This is a genomic window from Hymenobacter mellowenesis, assembly GCF_030581005.1.
Lineage (GTDB): Bacteria > Bacteroidota > Bacteroidia > Cytophagales > Hymenobacteraceae > Hymenobacter > Hymenobacter mellowenesis.
On record NZ_JAUQSX010000007.1, the window covers coordinates 106,967 to 127,597 of the forward strand.

At 61.9% G+C, this 20,631-nt stretch carries 16 protein-coding genes; 7 read left to right on the top strand and 9 right to left on the bottom strand.

Annotated elements, in window-relative coordinates; translation table 11 throughout:
* Positions 1-46: 46 nt before the first annotated feature.
* Positions 47-970, bottom strand: a complete 924-nt coding sequence (locus tag Q5H92_RS14365) for an alpha/beta fold hydrolase (protein ID WP_305012228.1) — start codon at positions 968-970, stop codon at positions 47-49.
* A 223-nt stretch (positions 971-1,193) separates the two neighbouring features.
* On the opposite strand from Q5H92_RS14365, the gene Q5H92_RS14370 reads away from it, so the two are divergent.
* On the top strand, positions 1,194-4,910 hold the full coding sequence (locus Q5H92_RS14370; protein WP_305012229.1) for an AAA family ATPase: 3,717 nt from the start codon (positions 1,194-1,196) through the stop codon (positions 4,908-4,910).
* A 79-nt stretch (positions 4,911-4,989) separates the two neighbouring features.
* Here the strand turns inward: Q5H92_RS14370 and Q5H92_RS14375 are convergent, their stop codons facing one another.
* Entirely contained in the window at positions 4,990-5,313 is a 324-nt protein-coding gene (locus tag Q5H92_RS14375) for an HNH endonuclease (RefSeq protein WP_305012230.1), read from the bottom strand.
* A 182-nt stretch (positions 5,314-5,495) separates the two neighbouring features.
* Here Q5H92_RS14375 and Q5H92_RS14380 point away from each other — a divergent pair, with 182 nt between their 5' ends.
* From Q5H92_RS14380 to Q5H92_RS14395, 4 genes are all read left to right on the top strand, one after another.
* Complete coding sequence (locus tag Q5H92_RS14380; protein WP_305012231.1) at positions 5,496-5,945, top strand: hypothetical protein; 450 nt, start codon at positions 5,496-5,498, stop codon at positions 5,943-5,945.
* 98 nt (positions 5,946-6,043) lie between these two features.
* A complete protein-coding gene (gene trxA, locus Q5H92_RS14385) occupies positions 6,044-6,358 on the top strand; it encodes a thioredoxin (protein WP_305012233.1) in 315 nt (104 codons plus the stop codon).
* 134 nt (positions 6,359-6,492) lie between these two features.
* Entirely contained in the window at positions 6,493-8,808 is a 2,316-nt protein-coding gene (locus tag Q5H92_RS14390) for a TonB-dependent receptor (RefSeq protein ID WP_305012234.1), read from the top strand.
* A 60-nt stretch (positions 8,809-8,868) separates the two neighbouring features.
* Positions 8,869-9,729 carry a DUF4249 domain-containing protein gene (locus tag Q5H92_RS14395; RefSeq protein ID WP_305012235.1) on the top strand — a complete coding sequence of 287 codons (861 nt, stop codon included), beginning with the start codon at positions 8,869-8,871 and terminating at the stop codon, positions 9,727-9,729.
* 127 nt (positions 9,730-9,856) lie between these two features.
* Here the strand turns inward: Q5H92_RS14395 and Q5H92_RS14400 are convergent, their stop codons facing one another.
* The 4 genes from Q5H92_RS14400 to Q5H92_RS14415 all read right to left on the bottom strand — a co-directional run bounded on the left by Q5H92_RS14400 (position 9,857) and on the right by Q5H92_RS14415 (position 14,773).
* Complete coding sequence (locus Q5H92_RS14400; RefSeq protein ID WP_305012236.1) at positions 9,857-10,678, bottom strand: purine-nucleoside phosphorylase; 822 nt, start codon at positions 10,676-10,678, stop codon at positions 9,857-9,859.
* 141 nt (positions 10,679-10,819) lie between these two features.
* Positions 10,820-12,592, bottom strand: coding sequence for a signal peptide peptidase SppA (gene sppA, locus Q5H92_RS14405; RefSeq protein WP_305012237.1), 1,773 nt, complete (start codon positions 12,590-12,592; stop codon positions 10,820-10,822).
* Between the two features lie 52 nt (positions 12,593-12,644).
* Positions 12,645-13,316, bottom strand: coding sequence for a porin family protein (locus tag Q5H92_RS14410; RefSeq protein ID WP_305012238.1), 672 nt, complete (start codon positions 13,314-13,316; stop codon positions 12,645-12,647).
* Positions 13,317-13,444: 128 nt separating this feature from the next.
* On the bottom strand, positions 13,445-14,773 hold the full coding sequence (locus Q5H92_RS14415; protein ID WP_305012239.1) for a replication-associated recombination protein A: 1,329 nt from the start codon (positions 14,771-14,773) through the stop codon (positions 13,445-13,447).
* Positions 14,774-14,864: 91 nt separating this feature from the next.
* Here Q5H92_RS14415 and Q5H92_RS14420 point away from each other — a divergent pair, with 91 nt between their 5' ends.
* Positions 14,865-15,791 carry a DMT family transporter gene (locus Q5H92_RS14420; protein ID WP_305012240.1) on the top strand — a complete coding sequence of 309 codons (927 nt, stop codon included), beginning with the start codon at positions 14,865-14,867 and terminating at the stop codon, positions 15,789-15,791.
* A 17-nt stretch (positions 15,792-15,808) separates the two neighbouring features.
* On the opposite strand, the gene Q5H92_RS14425 is transcribed toward Q5H92_RS14420, so the two are convergent.
* Both Q5H92_RS14425 and lpdA read right to left on the bottom strand, forming a co-directional pair.
* Positions 15,809-16,516, bottom strand: a complete 708-nt coding sequence (locus tag Q5H92_RS14425; protein ID WP_305012241.1) for a hypothetical protein — start codon at positions 16,514-16,516, stop codon at positions 15,809-15,811.
* A 93-nt stretch (positions 16,517-16,609) separates the two neighbouring features.
* The gene (lpdA, locus tag Q5H92_RS14430) at positions 16,610-18,004 is read right to left on the bottom strand and encodes a dihydrolipoyl dehydrogenase (RefSeq protein WP_305012242.1); all 1,395 of its coding nucleotides are present in this window, start codon (positions 18,002-18,004) and stop codon (positions 16,610-16,612) included.
* A 225-nt stretch (positions 18,005-18,229) separates the two neighbouring features.
* Between lpdA and Q5H92_RS14435 the strand changes: the two genes are divergently transcribed.
* A complete protein-coding gene (locus Q5H92_RS14435; RefSeq protein ID WP_305012243.1) occupies positions 18,230-19,168 on the top strand; it encodes a tetratricopeptide repeat protein in 939 nt (312 codons plus the stop codon).
* 202 nt (positions 19,169-19,370) lie between these two features.
* On the opposite strand, the gene Q5H92_RS14440 is transcribed toward Q5H92_RS14435, so the two are convergent.
* Entirely contained in the window at positions 19,371-20,612 is a 1,242-nt protein-coding gene (locus Q5H92_RS14440; RefSeq protein WP_305012244.1) for an NAD(P)/FAD-dependent oxidoreductase, read from the bottom strand.
* Between the last annotated feature and the right edge of the window lie 19 nt (positions 20,613-20,631).

The window sequence follows — 20,631 nt, forward strand, 5'->3', positions numbered from 1 at the left end:
GTAGAGATGCTTCGGCTGCGCTCAGCATGACGTGCCAAGTGCGTTCCTATTCAGTCCGTTTCCTCCCCACCAGCCATAAGCCGCCCAGCACCAACGCGGCTACGCCTGCTGCCACAGCCACTACTGAAATTGGCTTTTTAGTTACGGCGCCCATTGGCTGACGGACAATATCTGCATCGCGGAAATCCTCGCCAGAGGTAGCGGCCAGAATCAGGCGGACGGTTTCGGCGGGCTGGTCCCACTGCGGAAAATGGCCGCAATTTTCAAACCAGTAGAGGCGGGCGTCGGGGAATTTTTCGAGGGCACGCGGGGCCTGGCGCGTGAGGCAAACCCGGTCCTGCCGGCCCCAGCCGATTACCAGCGGCGTACGCATGCTACCGGCGGGTGCGCCCTGCTGCACTTCGCCGTAGGCCAGATTACGCAGCAGCTCATCGAACGAAGGCGCGTGCGCGAAGCTGCGCATCTCATCGAGCGCCACGTGGGCGGGCAGCTGCCACGGGTGGGCCGAAAACTGGGCGAACAGCGCCGTGCGCGTCACGGCGTTGCCGGTGAGGAAAGGCATGGCGGGCTGCAGGGCCCGCACCAGCTTGGTGGAAACGGCTACGCTGTGGTAGAAGACCGGAATTTCCCAGCCCTGCCAGAAGCCGCCAGGGTCGAGCGACACCACCGCGCCCAGCACGCCGCCCCGCCGGGCCAGCTCCAGCACCAGTCGAGCACCCATGGAGCTGCCCACGGCGTCGATACCGAGCAGGTTTTGCGCGCGCAGAAAGTCCGTCACGGCATCGGCCAGAGTGCCGATGGTGACGGGACCGGCCAGCGGCGGCGTGTTGCCAAAGCCTGGCAAATCGACGGCAATGACTTCGCGCTCAGCGGCCAAATCTTCGATAATGGTTTGCCAGGAGCGCCAGCTGCCCCCAATGCCGTGCAGGAGCAGCAGGGGCTTGCCGGCCCCGCGTCGGATGTAGTTCATAATCATTTGGTTGGTTTTGGTGGCTTGTTTGCGGTCGGCCCGTCGCCCGTTGCCAGCCGCTAGTACCACCACTTTGCTCAACGGTGGGGCGCGGGGCAGAGTTATGATTGGTCTGAGCGGCAGGTGACTTGCAGGAACCCAAACCGGGCGGGCGGCCTTTTGCAGGCCGATGCTGCCGGGGGCTGCCGTACCTTCGGGAAAGTATTTTGGGAGAATTATCCGCATGAAAATTATCAGCGTCCGTTTTGCTAACCTGAACTCGCTGCCCGGTCCGTTTCTGATTCGCTTCGACGAAACGCCACTGGCCGATACGGGGCTGTTTGCCATCACGGGGCCCACCGGCGCGGGCAAAAGCACGCTGCTCGACGCCATTTCGGTGGGCCTCTACGGCCGGGTGCCGCGCCACGACCGGCAGGTGGGCGAAATGGTGAGCCGCCACGCCAAGGACGCGTTTTCGGAAGTAGAGTTCGAAGTGCACGAAACCAACGCCGACACCGGCGTGATAGACCGCGTGCGCTACCGCTCGCGCTGGGAAGTGAAGCGCAAAGTGCGCGGCGAAGACAAAGGCGCCCTCAACCCCGATGCGATGACGCTGGTTCTCAGCCCATCAAACGTGGCCGTCATCAGCGGCAAGGAAGCGGTGCCGAAACGGGTGGGCGAGCTGTCGGGGCTGGATTTTGGGCAGTTTGAACAGTCGGTGCTGCTGAGCCAGGGCAAGTTTGCGCGCTTCCTGCACGCGCCCGAAAAAGAGCGTAGCGCCCTGCTCGAAAAGATGACCAACGTGGGCATCTACTCGCGGCTGAGCGTGGCGGCCTTCGAGAAAGCGAAGGAAGAGGAGCTGAAAACCAAGCTTCTGCGCGCCAAGCTGGATGCCACCCGCCTGCTGACTGAGGAAGAGCGCGCCGAGCTGGAACGCCAGCTTGACGTGCTGAACGAGGCCGCCGAGCAACACCACGAAGAAGAGCAGGAGCTAACCGTGTGCCTCACCTGGCGCACCATTCTCGACCAACTCGACCGGCAACTCACCGAAACCGCCCGCGAAGCCGAGCGCCTGCGCCGCGACGACGAAACCCTGCAGCCCGAGTTTGTCCGGCTCGATGGCCACCTCCGCGCCGCGGCTGTCGACAAGCCGTTGGAGTTGGCTGAGGCAGCCGAAAAGGAAGTAGCCACCGACGAAAAGCAGCTCCGTGAGCTGGAAGAAGCCCTCCCTCAGTTGACGTTGGCCGCCGAAACGGCCGCCAACGCCCATACTGCTGCCACCGCGGCCCACACCCGGGCGCAAGCCGAGGAGGACCGGCTGCGCCCGCTGCTCAGCCTGGCCCAGCAGCAGGACGCGGCCATTACCGCCGCGCGGCACCAGCTCCAGCTGAAGCGTGATGCGCACGCGCAAAGTCAGCTAGCGCATCAGAAAACGGCTGACGACCTGGGCCGGGAGGGCCGGGAAATTGAAGCCCTGCAAAGCCAAAATGCGACGCTGGACCGCTGGCTCATTGAGCACAGCGCCGAGGTGGACCTGAAAAACCAGGTGCTGGCCCTCGACCGCGAAATCATCGACCTGCAGGGCGCGCAGAAGGAAATAGCTGCCCGCGACGCCCGCCGCGTCGAGCTACGCAAAAGCCAGGACCAGACCGCCGCCGACCTGCGCCGCCAGCAAACCCTCGAAACCGACGCCAAAGCCCGCAAACAGGCCATTGAGGACGAGGGCAAGCCCTGCCGCACCGAGCGCGACGCCTTGCTGCTGGGCACTACGGCGGCGGAGCTGGCCCAGCGCGCCGACGACCTCACCGCTCACCAGCAGGCCCTGCAACAACTGCTTCCGAAGGCCGAGGCCGCGCACGAGCACCACACCCGCGCCGAAACGCTGGCCGCACAGATTGAGCAGGAAGCGCCGGCCCTGACCACGGCCGAAACCACCACCCGCCACCTCGAAATCCGCCGGACCGATGGCCAAAACCTCCTCGAAAGCTACCGGCGCGAGCTGCGCGCCCAGCAGGCCCTGGCCGACCTCAACCAGCACCGCCAGCATCTGCAGCCCGGCCAGCCCTGCCCGCTGTGCGGCGCGCTGGAACACGCTTTCACCGCCGATTTTGCCGCCGAAGCCGACGAGCAGGAGCAGCGCGTGACGCAGCAGCAGCAGGCTCTGGCCAAGCTCGATGAAGAGCTGCGCCATGCCACTACCGCCCTGGCCCGCTGCCAAACTGAGCAGCAGCAGCGCCACAAGTTGCGGGCTGAAGCTCTGGCTGCGGCAAACCTGGCCCGGCAGCAGGCAATTGCGCTGGCCGCCGCACTCACCCCCGCCCCGCTCCAGCCCACCGACCCCACCGCCGTGCGCGCCCTGTTGGAAACCGCGACCCGTGAGCAGGCTGCTGCCGTGGCGTCGCGCCGCCGGGTGGCGGAGCTGGACGAGCAGTTGGCTAAGCTCCGCGAGCAGTACCTGAAGGAAGGTGAGGCCGCCACGGCGGCTCAGCGCGAGATTCCGCGCCTGCTGGAGCGGCAGGAAACCACCGCAACCGACCTAGCCAAGCTGGCCGATGAGTTGCTGTATTGGCAGGACCAGGCCGATATTTTTCAAAGCACCATTCGCGACTTTCTGGCGCCGCACCGGTTGCAGCTGCCCAGCCAGCCGCCCTACGATGGCATCCTGGCCACGCTTCGGGAGCGGGCCGACCACTACGAGGCGCAGGTAGCTACGCTGAACGAGCTCGGCAAAACGCTGCTGGAGAAAACCAGCAAGCACAAAGCCCGCACCGAAGCGCTGGCGCAGCAGGCCGCCCAGCTCAATGCCGCCGCTGATGCGCTGAAAACCGAGCAGCAGGTTATTGACCAGCAGCTGGCTGCTCGTCAGGCCCACTACACCGGCCCCAACCCCGCCGCCGAAGCCGAACAGCTCCGCCAAGCCACCCAGCGCCTGGCCAATGCCGCCCAGCGTGCCCAAACCCAATTGGCCGACCAGCAGAAAGCCCTGGAAATTCAGCAAAACCGGCAGCTCGACCCGCGTGCGCAGCGGGCCACGCACCGGGCCACCCTCGCCCAGCGCCACACCGAGCTGGCCGCCGCCCTCGCCGCCACCGGCATCGCCACGGCTGCCGAAGCCCGCGCCTTGCTCCTGCCCGCGCCCGAAGCCGAGCGCCTGACCCAGCGCCGCCAGGACCACCTCACCGCCCGGGCCGCCACGGCCCGCCGCCTCAACGACCTCACCGCCGAACTCACTCACCATGCCGAATCCGGCCTCACGCCGCACACCGCCGCCGAGCTTGCGGCGCAGCTGAATGCGCTGTCGGCGGCCGACGACATTCTGCAGCAGAAGCTGGGCGCCGTGGGCAACCAGTTGAAACAGGACGACGACGCCCGCCAGCTGCTGTCGGCCGGCTTGCAGGAGCTGACCTTGCGGCAGCAGGAAGAACAGCGCTGGCAGGACCTGAGCGAGCAGATTGGTTCGGCGAGGGGCGACAAGTTCAGCCAGTTTGCGCAGGGTCTCACCCTCACGCACCTGGCCCGGCTGGCCAACCTGCGCCTGCGCCAGCTCACGGGCCGCTACACCATCCTGAAGACGCCCAACCGCAACCTGGAGCTACAAATCATCGACCACGACCAAGCCGATACCGTGCGCCCCATGGCCTCGCTCTCGGGCGGCGAAAGCTTCTTGGTGAGTTTGGCGCTGGCGCTGGGCCTGAGCGAATTGGCCGGCCACAAGGCCCGCATCGAGTCGCTGTTTATTGACGAAGGCTTTGGCACGCTCGACCCCGAAGCACTGAACACGGCACTCGATGCGCTGGAGCGCCTGCAGCATTCGGGCAAGATGATTGGCATCATTTCCCACGTCTCGGACCTCAAGGACCGGATTGGCACCCAGATTCGGGTACGGCCCGGGGCGGGCGGCAATAGCACGGTGCATTTGGTGGGCATCATGGGCAACGAAACCAACTGCGCGGTGCTGTAGACAACTGGTTTGTACCCCGAAGCTGTACTCCGGCGCGTTGGACGATGCGGCCGAGCCGAAGCACCGCTTCAGAGTACGCTCAACGGCGGCCGCGCCGGTTGGTGATGCGTTCCACGCGCTGCTTGCGAATCCAGTTCAGGTAGGTCTGGAGGTCCTCGGCGGCGCGCAGGGCTTCCACAGTGGGATAGAGTCGGGCCAGTTCCCGGTTGCTCAGGAAGCGGTGGACGCTGCTGTGGCAGGGCTGGCACAGGTCGACCGTGGGGCCGTACTTGCCGCCTTCCTCGCGCGGCACCAAGTGGTGGCGCGAGGTGCTTTGCACGGTGCGCTCGCAAAGGCCGCATTGGGGCTGGGGGCTGGTATTGGGCGTGGGCCAGGCGTGGGGCCGGGAGCGTTGTCTTGCCATGACGTGCAACAAACAAATTCAACGGAGATTCTTCGCTTGCGAAATTGAACAGCGGCGGCGGGCCACAAGTTGCGGATTTGTTGTCAGGGCGTTACCTTGGCGTGTATTGAGCTTACTTGCATTGCTATAATCAATCAGCTTGGTTTGCTCATTTGCATTTTTCCGCTTCTTTTTATTACTACATGATAACAACTGTACGCTTCCAATTTGCCATGCCCCTGGCCCGTCGGGCAGTGGGTGCGCTGGTGGCGCTGTGGCTGCTGGGCACAGGCCACTCCGCCCATGCCCAAACCTGGATGGTGAGCACCACCGCCCAAATCAAGCTGGGCATTCTCGACAAATACGGCCAGCTGGGGCCCTACACGGCCACTTTTGTGGTGCACAACGAGAAAACCGGCAAGGACTATTTCCTGGTGAAGCAGTTGGTGAAAAACCAAACGGGCATCGACGTGCTGTTTCCCACCGACCCCTCCGACCCCGACTATTTCAAGACCGAGAGCGGCGAAGCGGCCAACGCCACGCCCGGCCGCTACACCTGGGAATGCCGCGTGAAAGGCGTGAAAGCCGTGAGCGGCCGCTTCGTGTTTCCGGAAGTGGCTAATGACGTGACGGTGATTAAGAAAACCGAATAAGAGCCATCCACCGTCGAATTTCCCCCAAAGCCTGGCCGTGCGCCGGGCTTTTTCGTTTAAAGCGCTGGTCTTATTCTGTTCTTTTTTCTGATTTATCCATGCCCCGCAAGTCTTTCCCCGAACTCATCAACAGCCCCGGCATGCCGGTGCTGGTCGATTTTTATGCCACTTGGTGCGGTCCGTGCAAGACCATGGCGCCCATTCTGGAGCAGGTAGCGGCCCAGCACGGCGGCAAGTTGCGCGTCATCAAAATTGACGTGGATAAGAATCAGGCCGTGGCCCAGCAATACCGCGTCCAGAGCATTCCAACGCTGATTTTGTTTCATCAGGGGCAGCCGGTGTGGCGGCAGGCGGGCGTGGTGCCGGCCGCCCAAATCACGCAGGCGCTGCAACCATTCGTGGGGAAAAACTAATCGTTGGCCAGCAGCCTGGCCCTCGGCAAACTATCTGACTGTCCTCAGCGTTGGGGAGGTGGCTACTTTTGCGCTATCCTCTCGGCTACTCTATGGGTCTTTCTTATTCTGCGCGTTATCTGTTTCTTATTGTTTTGCTTAGCTGGGCGGGGCCGCACCTGGCCCGGGCGCAGCAGCCGGCACGCTTCACCGTCAGCGGCACCGTTCGGAGTGCCAGGGGTGAGGCCCTGCCCGGGGCCAGCGTGGCAGTGCCGGCCCTCGGGACGGGCACCGCGGCCGACTCCCTGGGCCATTTCAGCCTGAACCTGCCCGCCGGCCGCCACCAGTTGCTAATCGCCTTCATCGGCTACGTGCAGCAGACCCGTGACCTCAACCTGACCCGCAACCAGCGCCTGAGCTTCGCCCTCGAAGAAGGCGGCAACGAGTTGGGTGAAGTGGTGGTGGAAGGCGCTGTCACGCTGCGGGAAAAGCTGAAAACCACCCAAATGGGCGTCGAGCACATCAGCATGCGCGAGGCCAAGCTGCTGCCGGCGCTGTTTGGCGAGGTCGATATTCTAAAGACCCTGCAGCTCAAGCCCGGCGTGCAGAGCGGCGGCGAGGGCACCAGCGGCCTGTTTGTGCGCGGCGGCTCGTCGGACCAGAACCTGGTGCTGCTGGACAATGCCCTGGTGTACAACCCCAACCACTTATTCGGGCTGTTTTCGGTGTTCAATTCCGACGCGGTGCAAGGCGTGGACCTGTACAAATCGGGCTTTCCGGCGCAGTTTGGGGGGCGGCTGTCGTCGGTGGTCGACGTGAAGCTGCGCGAAGGCGACCGGCAGCACTACGTGGCCACGGGCGGCATCGGGCTCATTTCGTCGCGCCTCACCTACGAGGGGCCCATCAACAAGGGCAAGGGCTCGTTCATCGTGAGCGGCCGGCGCACGTATTTCGACATTTTCACGCGCGCGCTCAACAAGGCCAACGAGGGAAAAGAGGACTACAGCCCCATTCCCGACTACTATTTCTACGACATGAACGCCAAGGCGAACTACACGCTGGGCGAGAAGGACCACCTGTTTCTGACCGGCTACCTAGGGCGCGACGTATTCGGATTCAGCAGCACGGGCGGCTTCAATTTTAATTTTAACTGGGGCAACACCATCGGCTCGCTGCGCTGGAACCACGTTTTCTCGTCTAAGTTGTTTGCCAACACCAGCGTGTCGGTGTCCGATTACCAGTACAACCTCACCAACAAGCTCGACACGTTCACCTTCGGGTTGGGGTCCAGCATCCGCGACTACACGGCCCGCACCGATTTCGAGTACACGCCCTCCGACCGCCACCTCATCAAGGCCGGCGCGCTGGCCACGCAGCACCGCTTCGGCGTGGGGCGCCTCGATGCCAACTCCGGCGACGGCCGCGTAAACTTTGGTTCCGACGTAAATTATTACGGCCTGGAAGGCGCGCTTTATGCGTCGGACAACTACAAGGCCACCGACAAACTGCAGCTCGAGGGCGGCTTGCGCCTCACCGGTTTCCGCAGCGGCAGCGACCAGTACGGTGGTCTGGAGCCCCGCGCCGCCGCCCGCTACGCCCTCAACGACCGCACGTCGTTCAAGGTGAACTATGCCCTGATGTACCAATACGTGCACCTGGTGACGAACTCCGGCGCCACGCTACCCACCGATATCTGGTACCCTTCGCGCCTGTCGGTGAAGCCCCAACAGTCGCAGCAGGTGAGTGCCGGCGGCAGCTTTTTGCTGGGCCAGGGCAAGTATCTGCTCACCAACGAGGTGTATTACAAATGGGGCCGCAACCAGGTTGATTTCCGCGACGGCGCCCAGCTTTTCGTGAACCCGGAGCTGGACGCGGAATTCATTTTTGGCAAAAGCTGGAGCTACGGCAACGAAATTTACCTGGAAAAGAAAACCGGCAAAACCACCGGTTGGATTGGCTACACCCTGGCCTGGAGCTGGCGCAATTTCCAGCCCCAGCGCGGGACCAGCGGCGTGAACAACGGCCAGGATTTCCATCCCAACTACGACCGGCGCCACAACCTGACTGTGGTGGTGTTGCACCAGCTTAATGCGCGCATCAACCTCACGGCCAGCTTCATCTACACGTCTGGCAACCTGACTACGCTGCCGCTGGGCCGCTTTGGGGTGCAGGACATTCCCGGCTCCAGCGTGGGCATCGACCCGCGCCCGGTGCCTCTCTACCCGGACCGCAATTCCTACCGTCTCATTCCCTACCACCGCCTCGACCTGGGCGTAGTCTACAAAATCGGCGCCCGCCTCAACCAAGACCTCACGCTGAGCATTTACAATGCCTACAACCGCCGCAATGCCTACTTCGTGTTTTTCGACACGGTGAGGGACAAGGCCACCGGCCGTACCACCGGCTTTGCGGCCAAGCAGGTGTCCTTGTTCCCAGTCATTCCTTCGCTGACGTACAATTTCCGGTTTTGATGAACGCCAGATGAGCATGACGGTCTTTTTGGCCACCGTGCCGGTTCAATAAACAATCCAATGTCCTTCTCGCTCAAACCCGCCGCCCTCCTTCCTCTCCTCCTGCTCGCGCTGGCTGGCTGCGGCAAGCTGCAAAACGACATCAACGTGCCGCTGCCCGTGTACTCGGCCGAGTTGGTGGTGGAGTGCTACCTGGAGCCCGGTAAGGTGCCCAGCCTAGCCGTCTCAACTTCGGTGCCTTACCTGGGCGCGGTCATTCCCCAGATTCCCACTGATGTCACGGTCACGCTCACCATGCCCAACGGCGCACAGGTGCCCCTGCCCTTCCAGCCCAACTACCAGGCGCTGGTCGACACCACTTCGGGCGTGAAATTCCACTCGCACATGGGGCGCACGCCACTGGTGGCCCGGCCCGGCGACGTGTTCAAAATTGACGTGGTCGACACCAAGGGCCGGCACGTAACGGGCACTACCACCATGCTGGCGCCCATTCCGATTGACTCGCTCAATTACAAGTTCAACGACAAAACCGGCTCCGAGCGCAAGGCCTATTTCCTGACCAATTTCCGCGACCCCATCAGCCTCGACGACTGCTACCGGCTGCAGCTACACAAGGGCGACCCCGCCAAAGGCGCCCTGCGCAAAAGCCCGGAAACGGATATGTCGGTGGAAGACCGGCTGCTCAATGGGCAGCAGTTCGTGCTCGGCACCAGCTACCGCTTCAACCGTGGCGACACCGTGACGGCCACGCTCTACCACATCGAGCGCGCGTTCTACCGCTTCCGGCAGTCGACGCGCGACGCCCGCAACGCCAACGGTAACCCCTTCGCCCAGCCTTCGGCCATCTACAGCAACGTGCAGGGCGGCGTGGGCATTTTCGCGGTGCTGAGCGGCACCCAAATGACGAAGGTGGTGCGCTGAGTTAACTTAAAAAAACGTCATGCTGAGCGCAGTCGAAGCATCTCTACCGTGGAAGTAATCAGATTACTGTTGCGGCAGAGATGCTTCGACTGCGCTCAGCATGACGTTCTGCTTATTGTTTGAGCTCCTACAGCCCCGCTACCACGGCCTTTATCAGCGCGGTCAGACGGGGCTCGGCGGCGGCAGCGGCGGCGAAGATATCGGCCAGCACCACGGGCTTGAGGTGGCCGGGCGCGCACAAATCGGTGATGACCGACACGGCCAGCACCGGCAGATTAAGCTGGCGGGCAGCAATAACTTCGGGCACCGTGCTCATGCCCACGGCATCGGCTCCGATGAGGCGCAGGTAGCGGTACTCGGCAGGGGTTTCGAGCATGGGGCCGGGCACGCTCACGTACACGCCGCGGCGGGTGGTGCCGGCCTGGCCCAATGCGGCGGCGGCGGCTTCGGCCCGGCGGAGCAGGTCGGCGTCGTAGGGCGCAAACATGTCGGGGAAGCGCGGGCCCAACTCATCCAGGTTCGGACCGATGAGGGGGTTGGTGGGCTGTAGGTTGATGTGGTCGTCAATGAGCATCAAGTCCGCAATATTGAAATCAGGGTTTAGCCCGCCAGCCGCATTGCTCACTAGCAGCTGGCTGATGCCCAGCAGCTTGAGCACCCGCACCGGCATGGCCACTTGCGGCATGGTATAGCCCTCGTAGTAGTGGAAGCGGCCTTGCAGCACGGCTACTTTCCGGCCGCCCATGCGGCCCAGCAGCAGGCGCCCGGCGTGGCTCTCCACGGTGCTGAGCGGAAAGTGCGGAATGTCGGCGTAATTGATTTCGTATTCGACGTCGACTTCCTTCGCCAGCGCGCCCAGCCCGGTGCCGAGGATGATGCCCGTTTCGGGCTGAAAGGCCTGGGAGTTAGCTTGGATGTAAGCGGCGGCTTCGTGGAGTTGGGAGAGCATGGGGTTGGAATTATGACAAAGTGTTAAAAAGCTGTCATCCTGAGCGGAGCGAAGGACCTTATCACCGTCGAACAAAAATTGCTCTAGCGTGATAAGGTCCTTCGCTCCGCTCAGGATGACAGGTGATTCAGACGACAAAAACTATTGAATATCCAGCGTGTAGGGCAGGCGGGCCTGCACGCCGCGCATCTGCATCAGTTGCTGGTATTGGGCGTAAGCCGGGTACAGCGGGCCTAGTTCGGTTTTGAGGGCGCGCACCTTTGCTTCGTCATCATCGCCGGCGCCGAAGCGGGCGAGCAGGCTTTCGAGGCTCGATTTCTGGCGGGGCAGGCGCTGCACGCGGTAGTCGTCGGCCGCGAGGTGGGCGCGGGCGGCGGCGATGTTGAGGGCATCCTGGTAGTCGCCGAGCACGTCCACGAGGCCGTTGCTTTTGGCTTCGAGGCCGCTCCAGACGCGGCCCGAGGCCAGGCGGCGCAGGCGCTCCACGGGCATGTGGCGGCCCAGGGCGGCCTTACTGGTGAAGTCGGCGTAGGTATTATCGACTTCGTGCTGAATGGTCCTGCGCTCAAAATCGGACAGCGGGCGGGTGATGGTGGGCAGGTCCGAAAATTTACCGGTGGTCACGCGGTCCACGGTGATGCCGAGCTTATCGGCCAGCAGCGGCTGGATGTTGGGCAGCACCATAAACACGCCAATGGAGCCCGTGATGCTGTTCGGATGGGCCACGATGGTGTCGCAGGCCATGGCAATGTAGTAGCCGCCCGAGGCCGCTACGTCGCTCATGCTGGCGATGATGGGCTTCACTTTTTTGGTCAGCAGCACCTCGCGGTAAATGATATCCGAGGCCAGCGACGAGCCGCCGGGCGAGTTGATGCGCAGCACCACGGCCTTCACCTTCTCATCGAGGCGGGCCTTGCGAATAGCTTCGGCAAACTTGGTGCTGCCGATGTTGTCGTCGGAGCCACGGCCGGTTACGATGTCGCCCTCGGCGTAAATCACGGCAATGCGGTTGCCGCTGGTTTTGCCCTCGCGCTCGTCGGCGTCCTTTTCTTCGGTGTAGTCGCTCAGGCTCACCAGGTTGGGGTTTTTGTCCTTAGCCAGGTCCAGCTTGCCGCGCATGTAGTCCTGGGCCTCATCGAAGTAGCCGAGCTTGGTCACCAGCTTCAGACGCAGGGCGTCGGGGGCGTTGTGGACCAGCATCGAGTCGGAAATCACCTTGAGGCGGGCCGGGTCGATGCCGCGCGATTTGGCCACCTGCCCCACCATGTAGCCGTTGATGGAATTCAGGAACGACACGGTCTGGTAGCGGGCTGAGTCCGAAAAATTCTCCCGGAAAAACGGCTCCACGGCGCTTTTGAACGAGCCCACGCGGAAAATGTAGGGCTGAATGCCGGCTTTGTCGAACAGCCGCTTGTAAAACATCACCTCCGAGCTCAGGCCGTTGAATTCGAGCGTGCCCTGGGGGTTGAGGTAGATTTCGTTGGCCACCGAGGCTAGGTAGAAGCTTTTCTCGGAGGCAATTTCGTGGTAGGCCACCACAAATTTGCCGCTCTTCTTGAAGTCAAGCAGCGCGTCGCGCACTTCCTCCAGCGAAGCCATGCCGCCCTGCACAATGCCCAGGTTCAACAGGATGCCCTTGATGTCGGAGTCGCCCTTGGCGCGGCGGATGGCCGCTTTCAGATTGACGAGGCCTGTCGAGGAGTTGTTACCGCCGAAGCTGAACCGGTCGTCGCGGCCCCGCTCGGTCAGCGGCTCGTTGAGCTTGAGCTCCAGCACCGAGTTGGAGGCAATCTCCTTTTTGTCGCCGGCGCTGGCCGCCACGCCGATAATGGCCGCCAGAATCAGAAAACCGATGAAACTGAAAGCCGCCAGCCCCACAATGGTGGCCAGCACAAACTTCAAAAATTGACGCATGATTTCTCGTTAAGAACCAAATAGGTAAAGGTATCGGGCCGTCCGGCCCGTATTATTTTCCGCCGAAGGCATAGCCCAGGGCGAACTCAAAGCTACGGTTGTGTATGCCGCCAATGTTCAAGCGCTGCCGCAGGGCCTTGTCGGCGTCGTTGTTGTTGATGTCAGTCACGCCATAATTCAGGCGGGCCGAGAAGAGCAGGCCATTCTTCAAATCCACGCCCACGCCGCCGCACAGGGCAACGTCGTTGCCGAAGTCCTTTTTCACATCGTTATCAACCAGCACGTACCCGTTGTTGCCGGTGGTGGAACTGATATAGCCCACCTGGCCCGTGTGCTGCCCGCTCAGTAGCAGGCCAAACTGCGGGCCGAGCTGCACGTTCACCACATCGCCCAGGTACACCTTCAGCAACACCGGCACGTTCAGGTAGTTCAGCTTGACTTTGTTTTCGTACGAATGGCCCGTCGCAACGCCCGTGTTGGTGGCGCCCTGCTGGCTAAACACCAGTTCCGGCTGAATGGCCACGCGCGCGGAGGGCCGCCAGCGCAGGAAGCCCCCTACCGCCAGCCCCGGCTTAAACTGAGGACTGGTGTTCAGCGACCCGTCGAGGACCGCTAGGCTCATGCCGGCTTTGGCTCCGAATTGCACATCAGTGGTTTGGGCGTGGAGCGTGGAAGTAGACGCCAGCGCCAGCGCGCCAAGGGCCAGTAAAGTTCTTGCCTGCATGTAGAAAAGGAGGTTGGAAGGATTATTCTTCAAAGCAACTACTTTCTGCCTACACTGACACCATTCAACGCCATAATCGGAACCACAAATAATCCGTCCCAATCCGTTAAAATCGCTTAAATCTGCGGTCAATAGCCATACTTCTCTCCCCACCAGTTGCGCAGCCGCTCCTGAATCTTGGCCTCGCTGGCGTTCAAGCCCGGCTCGTAGAAGCGCCGGCCGCTGAGCGCGTCGGGCAGAAACTCCTGCTCTTCAAAATTGCCCTCGCCGTTGTGCGAGTACGCGTATTCCTTGCCGTAGCCCAGTTGTTTCATGAGGCGCGTGGGGGCGTTGCGCAGGGGCACCGGCACGGGGTACACGCCGTTGGCCTTCACTTCCGCCTGGGCCGCCCGAATGGCCATGTAAGCCGCGTTGCTTTTGGGCGACGTGGCGAGGTAGATGACAGTCTGGGCCAGTATCAAATCTGACTCGGGCAGGCCGATAACGGTGCAGGCCTGGAAGCAGCTCGTGGCCAGCATCAGGGCATTGGGGTTGGCGTTTCCGATGTCCTCAGAGGCCAGAATGAGCATGCGGCGGGCAATGAATTTCACGTCCTCGCCGCCTTCCAGCATCACGGCCAGGTAATAGAGCGCGGCATTGGGGTCGGAGCCGCGCATGCTTTTGATGAAGGCCGAAATCACGTCGTAGTGCATTTCGCCGCCCTTGTCGTAGCGCGCCAGGGGCCGCTGGGCCACCTGCTGCACCACGGCATCGGTGATTTCGATGACGCCCTTTTTATCGGGCGGCGTGCTTTGCACCACAATTTCCAACAGGTTGAGCAGCTTGCGGGCGTCGCCGCCGCTCAGGGCCAGCAGGGCGTGGTCCTCCTTGAGCTTCACCTTCTTCTGCTTGAGCGCGGCATCCTCCGTCAGCGCTTTTTGCACCAGCCCGCGCAGGGTTTCCGCGCTTAATGCCTCCAGCACATACACCTGGCAGCGCGAGAGCAAGGCCGGAATGACCTCAAACGACGGATTCTCGGTGGTAGCGCCAATCAGCGTGACCGTGCCGTGCTCCACCGCGCCTAGCAGCGCATCTTGCTGCGCCTTGCTGAAGCGGTGGATTTCGTCAATAAACAGCACCGTGCCGCGCTGCCGCTTGGCTTTCTCAATCACGTCGCGCACGTCCTTTACCCCCGCATTGATGGCGGAGAGAGCCGAAAACGGCTGCTTCAGCTCCGACGCCAGTAGGTGGGCCAGGGTGGTTTTGCCCACGCCGGGCGGCCCCCACAGAATGAGGCTGGGCAAGCGGCCGGAATTTAAATAACGGCGCAGCACGCCGGTTTCGCCCACCAAGTGCTGCTGGCCGGCGTAGTCGGCTAGGCGGCGGGGGCGCTGGCGCTCGGCCAGGGGCGCATCGGGCCCGGGCCCGGGCGGCGGGGTGAAGGCGGCGGGTTCGTCGTCGGGAAATAAAGAGGCCATGGGGAGCGAAGTAGCGCGAACTTTGTGGTTAGCGTCCCCGCGCAGTAGCAACGACTCGGCTGAGGACGCGAACTACAAAGTTCGCGCTACCATGTCCAATCAACTCCGCGTCCACGCGGCCCTTTTCCTGGTCACCCTCATTTACGCGGCCAACTACTCGCTCTCCAAAGATGTGATGCCAGTGTACATGACGCCGTTTGGCATCGTTACGCTGCGGGTGCTGGGCGCATCGAGCTTTTTTGCCCTCATCAAATATTTCGTGGCTCCGCAGGACAAAATCATGGGCTGGGCCGACAACCGGCGGTCCATCATTTGCGGCATTTGCGGGATTGGGGTCAATCAGTTGCTGTTTTTTTCGGGCCTGAACCTGACTTCGCCCATCAGCGCCTCGCTGCTGCAAACCATCGCGCCCATCGTGGTGGTCATTGCCTCGGCCGTTCTGCTGAGTGAAAGAATTACGCTGCCGCGGGTGCTGGGTATTGCCGTGGGGGCAGCTGGTGCGGCTTCGCTCATTCTCAGCCGCAACGCGCAGGCCGCCATCTACCCGCACGCCACGCTGGGCAACCTGTTCATTCTGGCCAATGCCACGGTGTTTGGCCTCTACCTGGTACTGGTGCAGCCGCTGATGCGCAAGTATCACGCTTTCACGGTGCTGGCGCGGGTGTTTTTGGTGGGAGCCATCATCGCCGTGCCCTTCGGCTGGCGCGATGCCCTGACGGCCAACTACGCCAGTTTCCCCCTCAAAATCTGGCTGGAAATTGGTTACATGGTGGTGTTTCTCACCATCCTGGCCTATCTGCTCAACAACTGGGCCCTGAAATACGCCTCCCCGGCCCTGCTGGGTGTGTATATCTACCTGCAGCCGGTGCTGGCCGTGCTCATCGCCGTGAGCCTGGGCAAAGACCACCTCACCTGGGGTAAGGCCGGCCAAGCGGCGCTCATTTTCCTGGGCGTGTGGCTGGTGAGCCAGAAACCGAAAGCGGCGCCCGCAAAAGAAGTGCAGGTGGCTGAGGAATAGCCGACTTCATCCTCAGCTTATGCCTGTATTCCGTATAAGAAAGGTTGGTCTAGATGCATTTCCGGGTTGATTACCAGGGCCATGCGACTGGTTTTGCCTGCGTGCACCAAGGTTATGTAAAAGCGCACCAACTGGACTTTCTGGTTGCCTACTTCGACAGTGACCGGCGCGTAGCCCTCCACCCGATAATCGGTAATTGGGGCCAGGGCTTTTTCAATTTTGGCCAGCTCATCCGGCAATTTCTTTTGCGCGGCAGCATCAAGTATGTCCAGGTTGAAGGCGTTCTGGACCTTGGCGTGGTCTTCCGTTTGCAAATCAATGAGAAAGGCATTCAAGTCGACGGCGGCCTTTTCCACCATTACCAGCTCCGCTTTTCGGAAGGTGTAGCTATGGGCATCGGCTGAATCATTCAGACTCACTTTCAGATAGTCATAAGCCTGTTGCTCGGCCGGAGCAAGCTTATCGTATACCATATAAGCACAGTTTGAAGCCGGCATTCGCATGTCACTATAACGCTTGGTGAGCCCGGCGGAATGAAGGGAAATTTCCAGGTATTTGCCTTGCGCGTCGGCCTTGGTAGTCGTCACGTTGGCGCCCTTGGTAAAGCTTACGCTGCCGCCGTAAAACTGAGCCACCGCTTCCAAACCCTGCTTTTCGCTCGGCGAAGCACACCCCGCCAACAACCCGATTGCCGCCATCACCCCCCACGTGTAAATCTGTTTCATACCTACAAAATGAAATAACATTAAAAAAGTCCCGGCAGGAATGCTGCCGGGACTTCTGCCTTTACTGCGGAGGTAAATATATACTGACCTTGGCTACAAGTGAATCACCTCACCATAGGCCGCAGCAGCCGCCTCCATAATGGCTTCGCTCATGGTGGGGTGCGGGTGCACGGCCTTGATGATTTCCATGCCCGTGGTTTCCAGCTTGCGGGCCACCACGACTTCGGCAATCATTTCGGTCACGTTCATGCCAATCATGTGGGCGCCGAGCCACTCGCCGTATTTCTTGTCAAAAATGACTTTCACGAAGCCGTCTTTGGCGCCGGCGGCACTGGCTTTACCCGAGGCCGAGAAGGGGAACTTGCCCACCAGCACGTCGTAGCCTTTGGCTTTGGCTTCGGCTTCGGTGTAGCCCACGCTGGCGATTTCGGGCGAGGCGTAGGTGCAGCCGGGGATGTTCTGGTAGTTGAGCGGTTCGGGGTGATGACCGGCAATTTTCTCGACGCAGATGATGCCTTCGGCCGAGGCCACGTGGGCCAGCGCGGGGCCGGGCACGATGTCGCCGATGGCGTAGATGCCGGGCACGTTGGTCTGGTAGAAGTCGTCCACAATCACGCGGCCGCGCTCCACTTTGATGCCCAGTTCTTCGATGCCGATGTTCTCCAGGTTGGTGGTCACGCCCACGGCGCTCAGCACCACATCGCAGTCAATTACCTGCTCGCCTTTGGCGGTTTTGATGGTCACTTTGCAGCCTTCGCCGCTGGTGTCCACCTTGGTTACTTCGGCGCTGGTGAGCACGTTCACGCCGATTTTGCGGAACGACTTTTCCATCTGGCGCGACACTTCCTCGTCCTCCACGGGCACGATGCGGGGCAGGAATTCCACCACCGTCACTTCCGAGCCCATGGTGCGGTAGAAATAGGCAAACTCGACGCCGATGGCGCCCGAGCCCACCACCACGAGGCGCTTGGGCAGTTGCTCCATGGCCATGGCCTTGCGGTAGCCGATGATTTTTTTGTTGTCGACGGGCATCGTCGGCAGCTCGCGCGAGCGGGCGCCGGTGGCCAGGATGATGGATTTTGCCTCCACCATCTCTTTGCTGCCGTCGGCCTTGGTTACCTCCACCTTGCCGGGGGCTACCACTTTGCCGGTGCCCATCACGGTTTCAATCTTGTTCTTTTTGAACAGGAAGTTGATGCCCTTGCTCATGCCGTCGGCCACGCCGCGGCTGCGCGAAATCACGGCCCCAAAATCGTAGCCAACCCCTTCGGCCTTCAGGCCGTAATCGGCGGCATGGTTGAGGTATTCGAACACCTGCGCGCTTTTGAGCAGCGCTTTGGTCGGAATACAGCCCCAGTTGAGGCAGATGCCGCCCAGCGACTCGCGCTCAATCACACCCACTTTCAACCCTAACTGCGACGCCCGAATGGCGGCCACGTACCCCCCGGGGCCGCTGCCGACCACGACCAAATCAAATTGCAATGCCATAAAATGCTCGGAAAGAAAAAAGTACACCGGGTCCGGCTGGGGGACCCACCCATTTAGCGGGGCAAAGATAGCCGCCCACCCCCACCGCGCCGCTATCCCGGCGGCGCCTCGTTATATTGCCTGCACTATTTTGGCTCGATGCGTGCTAGCAGCCAATCTTGGCCGTCTTCCGTATAAGCCCCCGGTTGCGGATTTGCTGCTCCGCACCTCACTTTTTCTGACCTTATGAAATCACGTCTTCGCTTCCCATTGGCCGCCCTCGGGCTGCTGGGTTTCCTCTCGAACTGCGCCACCACCGTTACTGAAAAAGAAAAGCCTTCGGTGGCCAGCCAGCCCATGGCCGCACCCGTGGCCACCGGCGCCACCCGCCCCGACTCGACCGGCGCCGCCGCTACCGCCACCGATGCGCGCGTGGCCACTCCCGCCGCTGAGCCGGCTGCTACCACCGCCGCTACCGACCTGCCGGCCGAAATGGCGGGCGCCCCAGCCACGGCTGCCCCGAACACGCCCAGCGCCGAAGTGGCGTCGGCCACGCGCGCCAAGGAGAAAAAGATGACGGCCGCCGACTACCGCATCATGCTGGAATCGGCCGACTCGCGCCTGAAAACCAGCCCCCGCGACCCCGCCGCGCTGCTGCAGCGGGCCAAGGCCAAAAGTTACCTCAAGCAATACAAAGAGGCCATCCCGGACTACACAGCCGCCATCAAATACCAGCGCAATAACCCCGACGCGTACTACAACCGCGGCGTGAACCGCCTGATGATGAAGCAGTACAAGGCGGCCGCCACCGATTTCTCGGGTGCCCTCAAGTACCGGCCCGATGATAAGGAATCGTTCTTCGGCCGCGGCGTGGCCAAGATGCAGATGTACCAGTACAAGCCCGCCGTGACCGATTTTACCCGGGCCATTCAGCTCGACTCGGCCTATGCCGATGCCTGGGAATATCGCGGCATCAGCTACTCCTCGTTCGATAAACTATCGGAAGCGCGCCGCGACCTGGAGCGCGCCGCCAAGCTCAACCCCGAAGCCGAAAAAAGCCTGAAGCGCTACGTGGGCAACGACGGCCACGAGCCCATCAAGGCCGCGCCTGTAGCGAAGCCCGGCACCGGCTACCACCCGCGCCCGGGCTACAAGAAGCCAGCTACCACCACTCCGGTTCAATAATTAGAAAGGCGCGAAACGTAGGTTTCGCGCCTTTTTTCCGTTTACATCGTCTGTCATCCTGAGCGTAGCGAAGGACCTTCTCACGTGTGAACAACTGAGGTTTGAACGCGCTGAAGTCCTTCGCTGCGCTCAGGATGACAGACGCAGGAATTTTTACTGAACGAATGCATGATGCTAAAAATGACGCTCTGTTTGCCCCACCCTACTTCCCCCCAAAAACCAGCTTGAAGTAAAAGCTGGGCTTGCGGAGCTGCTCGCGCAAATCCAAATCCATGAACATCATGGAGAGCGTGGCGGCCAGCGTGGGGTTGCTCACGGCGCGGTTGGCCACGATGTTGAACAGACTGGGGAAGTTGAGCAGCCGCTGCATCACGCGGCTCAGGCGCAGCTCCTTGCCGAGGCGGTTGTAAACGGCCTTGTCGTAGCTTTTGAGGAAATCGGGACTGAAATCAGCTTTTTTCACGGCCTCGATGGCCCAAGTGGCGGCGTGGCGCCCGCTCACCATGGCGTGCGAAATGCCCTCGCCCGAAAATGGGTCGATGAGCGAGCCGGCATCGCCGAGCAGGAAATAGTTGGCGCCCGACAGCGCCCGGCGCTTCGAGCCCAGTGGCAGGCCGAACCCTTTCACCGAACCCAGCCGCGTGGCCCCGGCGAAGCGTGGGGCCAGGGCCGGGTGCGTCGTGAGTATCTCGTCGAGGCGCTGGCGCAGGTTCACCTTTTTATCGGCTACTGTTTTCGAAAGCATCCCCACGCCCACGTTGGCCTGGCCGTTGGGTAGCGGGAAAACCCAGAGGTAGCCGGGCAGAAAGTCCTTGATGAAGTGCAACTCGATGAAATTATCGGGGCTGAGGCCGCTCACGCCATCATAATAAGTGCGCAAGCCGGCGCAGTGGTGGTCGGGCTCCAGGGCGTGGCCGGCCACTTTGCGGGCAAATTCCGATTGCGCGCCGTTGGCCACCAGCAGCAGGCGGCAGGCAGCAATTTCAGTGCCCGCCTTGTCAAATAATTGCCAGCCGTCGGGCGTGCGCTCGGTGCGGGCCACGTCCACGTTTTCGCGGAAGTCGATTTCGGGGCGCTGGCGCACTTCTTCGACCAGGAAATTATCGAAGTCGATGCGCTTGGCCACGTGGCCGGCGGTGGCATCTTGGGCTTTATCAAACTTTGGCTTGAAGGGGATGCTGAGCTTGCGGCCGTTGGGCGCGATGAAGTCGATGCCCCAGCTCGGAATCTGGATGGGCGAGGCGGCCAACTTGGCGTGCAGGCCGGGCTCGATGCGCTTCAACTCGTTGATGACCTTGCCGCTGAGGGCGTCGCCGCAGGTTTTGTCGCGCGGGAAGGCGGCGCGGTCCAGCAGCAGGCAGCGCTGGCCGGCGTTGGCGAGGTGCAGGGCGGCAGTGGCCCCGCCGGGGCCCGCGCCCAGAATGCAGATGTCGTGATGGGGCATAATCTAGGGCGAAGTTAGC

Bases quoted from the DNA above. Each gene is read 5' to 3' on its own strand.
- Q5H92_RS14365 (WP_305012228.1), bottom strand. From the start codon at position 970: ATGAACTACATCCGACGCGGGGCCGGCAAGCCCCTGCTGCTCCTGCAC.
- Q5H92_RS14370 (WP_305012229.1), top strand. From the start codon at position 1,194: ATGAAAATTATCAGCGTCCGTTTTGCTAACCTGAACTCGCTGCCCGGT.
- Q5H92_RS14375 (WP_305012230.1), bottom strand. From the start codon at position 5,313: ATGGCAAGACAACGCTCCCGGCCCCACGCCTGGCCCACGCCCAATACC.
- Q5H92_RS14380 (WP_305012231.1), top strand. From the start codon at position 5,496: ATGATAACAACTGTACGCTTCCAATTTGCCATGCCCCTGGCCCGTCGG.
- trxA (WP_305012233.1), top strand. From the start codon at position 6,044: ATGCCCCGCAAGTCTTTCCCCGAACTCATCAACAGCCCCGGCATGCCG.
- Q5H92_RS14395 (WP_305012235.1), top strand. From the start codon at position 8,869: ATGTCCTTCTCGCTCAAACCCGCCGCCCTCCTTCCTCTCCTCCTGCTC.
- Q5H92_RS14400 (WP_305012236.1), bottom strand. From the start codon at position 10,678: ATGCTCTCCCAACTCCACGAAGCCGCCGCTTACATCCAAGCTAACTCC.
- sppA (WP_305012237.1), bottom strand. From the start codon at position 12,592: ATGCGTCAATTTTTGAAGTTTGTGCTGGCCACCATTGTGGGGCTGGCG.
- Q5H92_RS14410 (WP_305012238.1), bottom strand. From the start codon at position 13,316: ATGCAGGCAAGAACTTTACTGGCCCTTGGCGCGCTGGCGCTGGCGTCT.
- Q5H92_RS14415 (WP_305012239.1), bottom strand. From the start codon at position 14,773: ATGGCCTCTTTATTTCCCGACGACGAACCCGCCGCCTTCACCCCGCCG.
- Q5H92_RS14420 (WP_305012240.1), top strand. From the start codon at position 14,865: ATGTCCAATCAACTCCGCGTCCACGCGGCCCTTTTCCTGGTCACCCTC.
- Q5H92_RS14425 (WP_305012241.1), bottom strand. From the start codon at position 16,516: ATGAAACAGATTTACACGTGGGGGGTGATGGCGGCAATCGGGTTGTTG.
- lpdA (WP_305012242.1), bottom strand. From the start codon at position 18,004: ATGGCATTGCAATTTGATTTGGTCGTGGTCGGCAGCGGCCCCGGGGGG.
- Q5H92_RS14435 (WP_305012243.1), top strand. From the start codon at position 18,230: ATGAAATCACGTCTTCGCTTCCCATTGGCCGCCCTCGGGCTGCTGGGT.
- Q5H92_RS14440 (WP_305012244.1), bottom strand. From the start codon at position 20,612: ATGCCCCATCACGACATCTGCATTCTGGGCGCGGGCCCCGGCGGGGCC.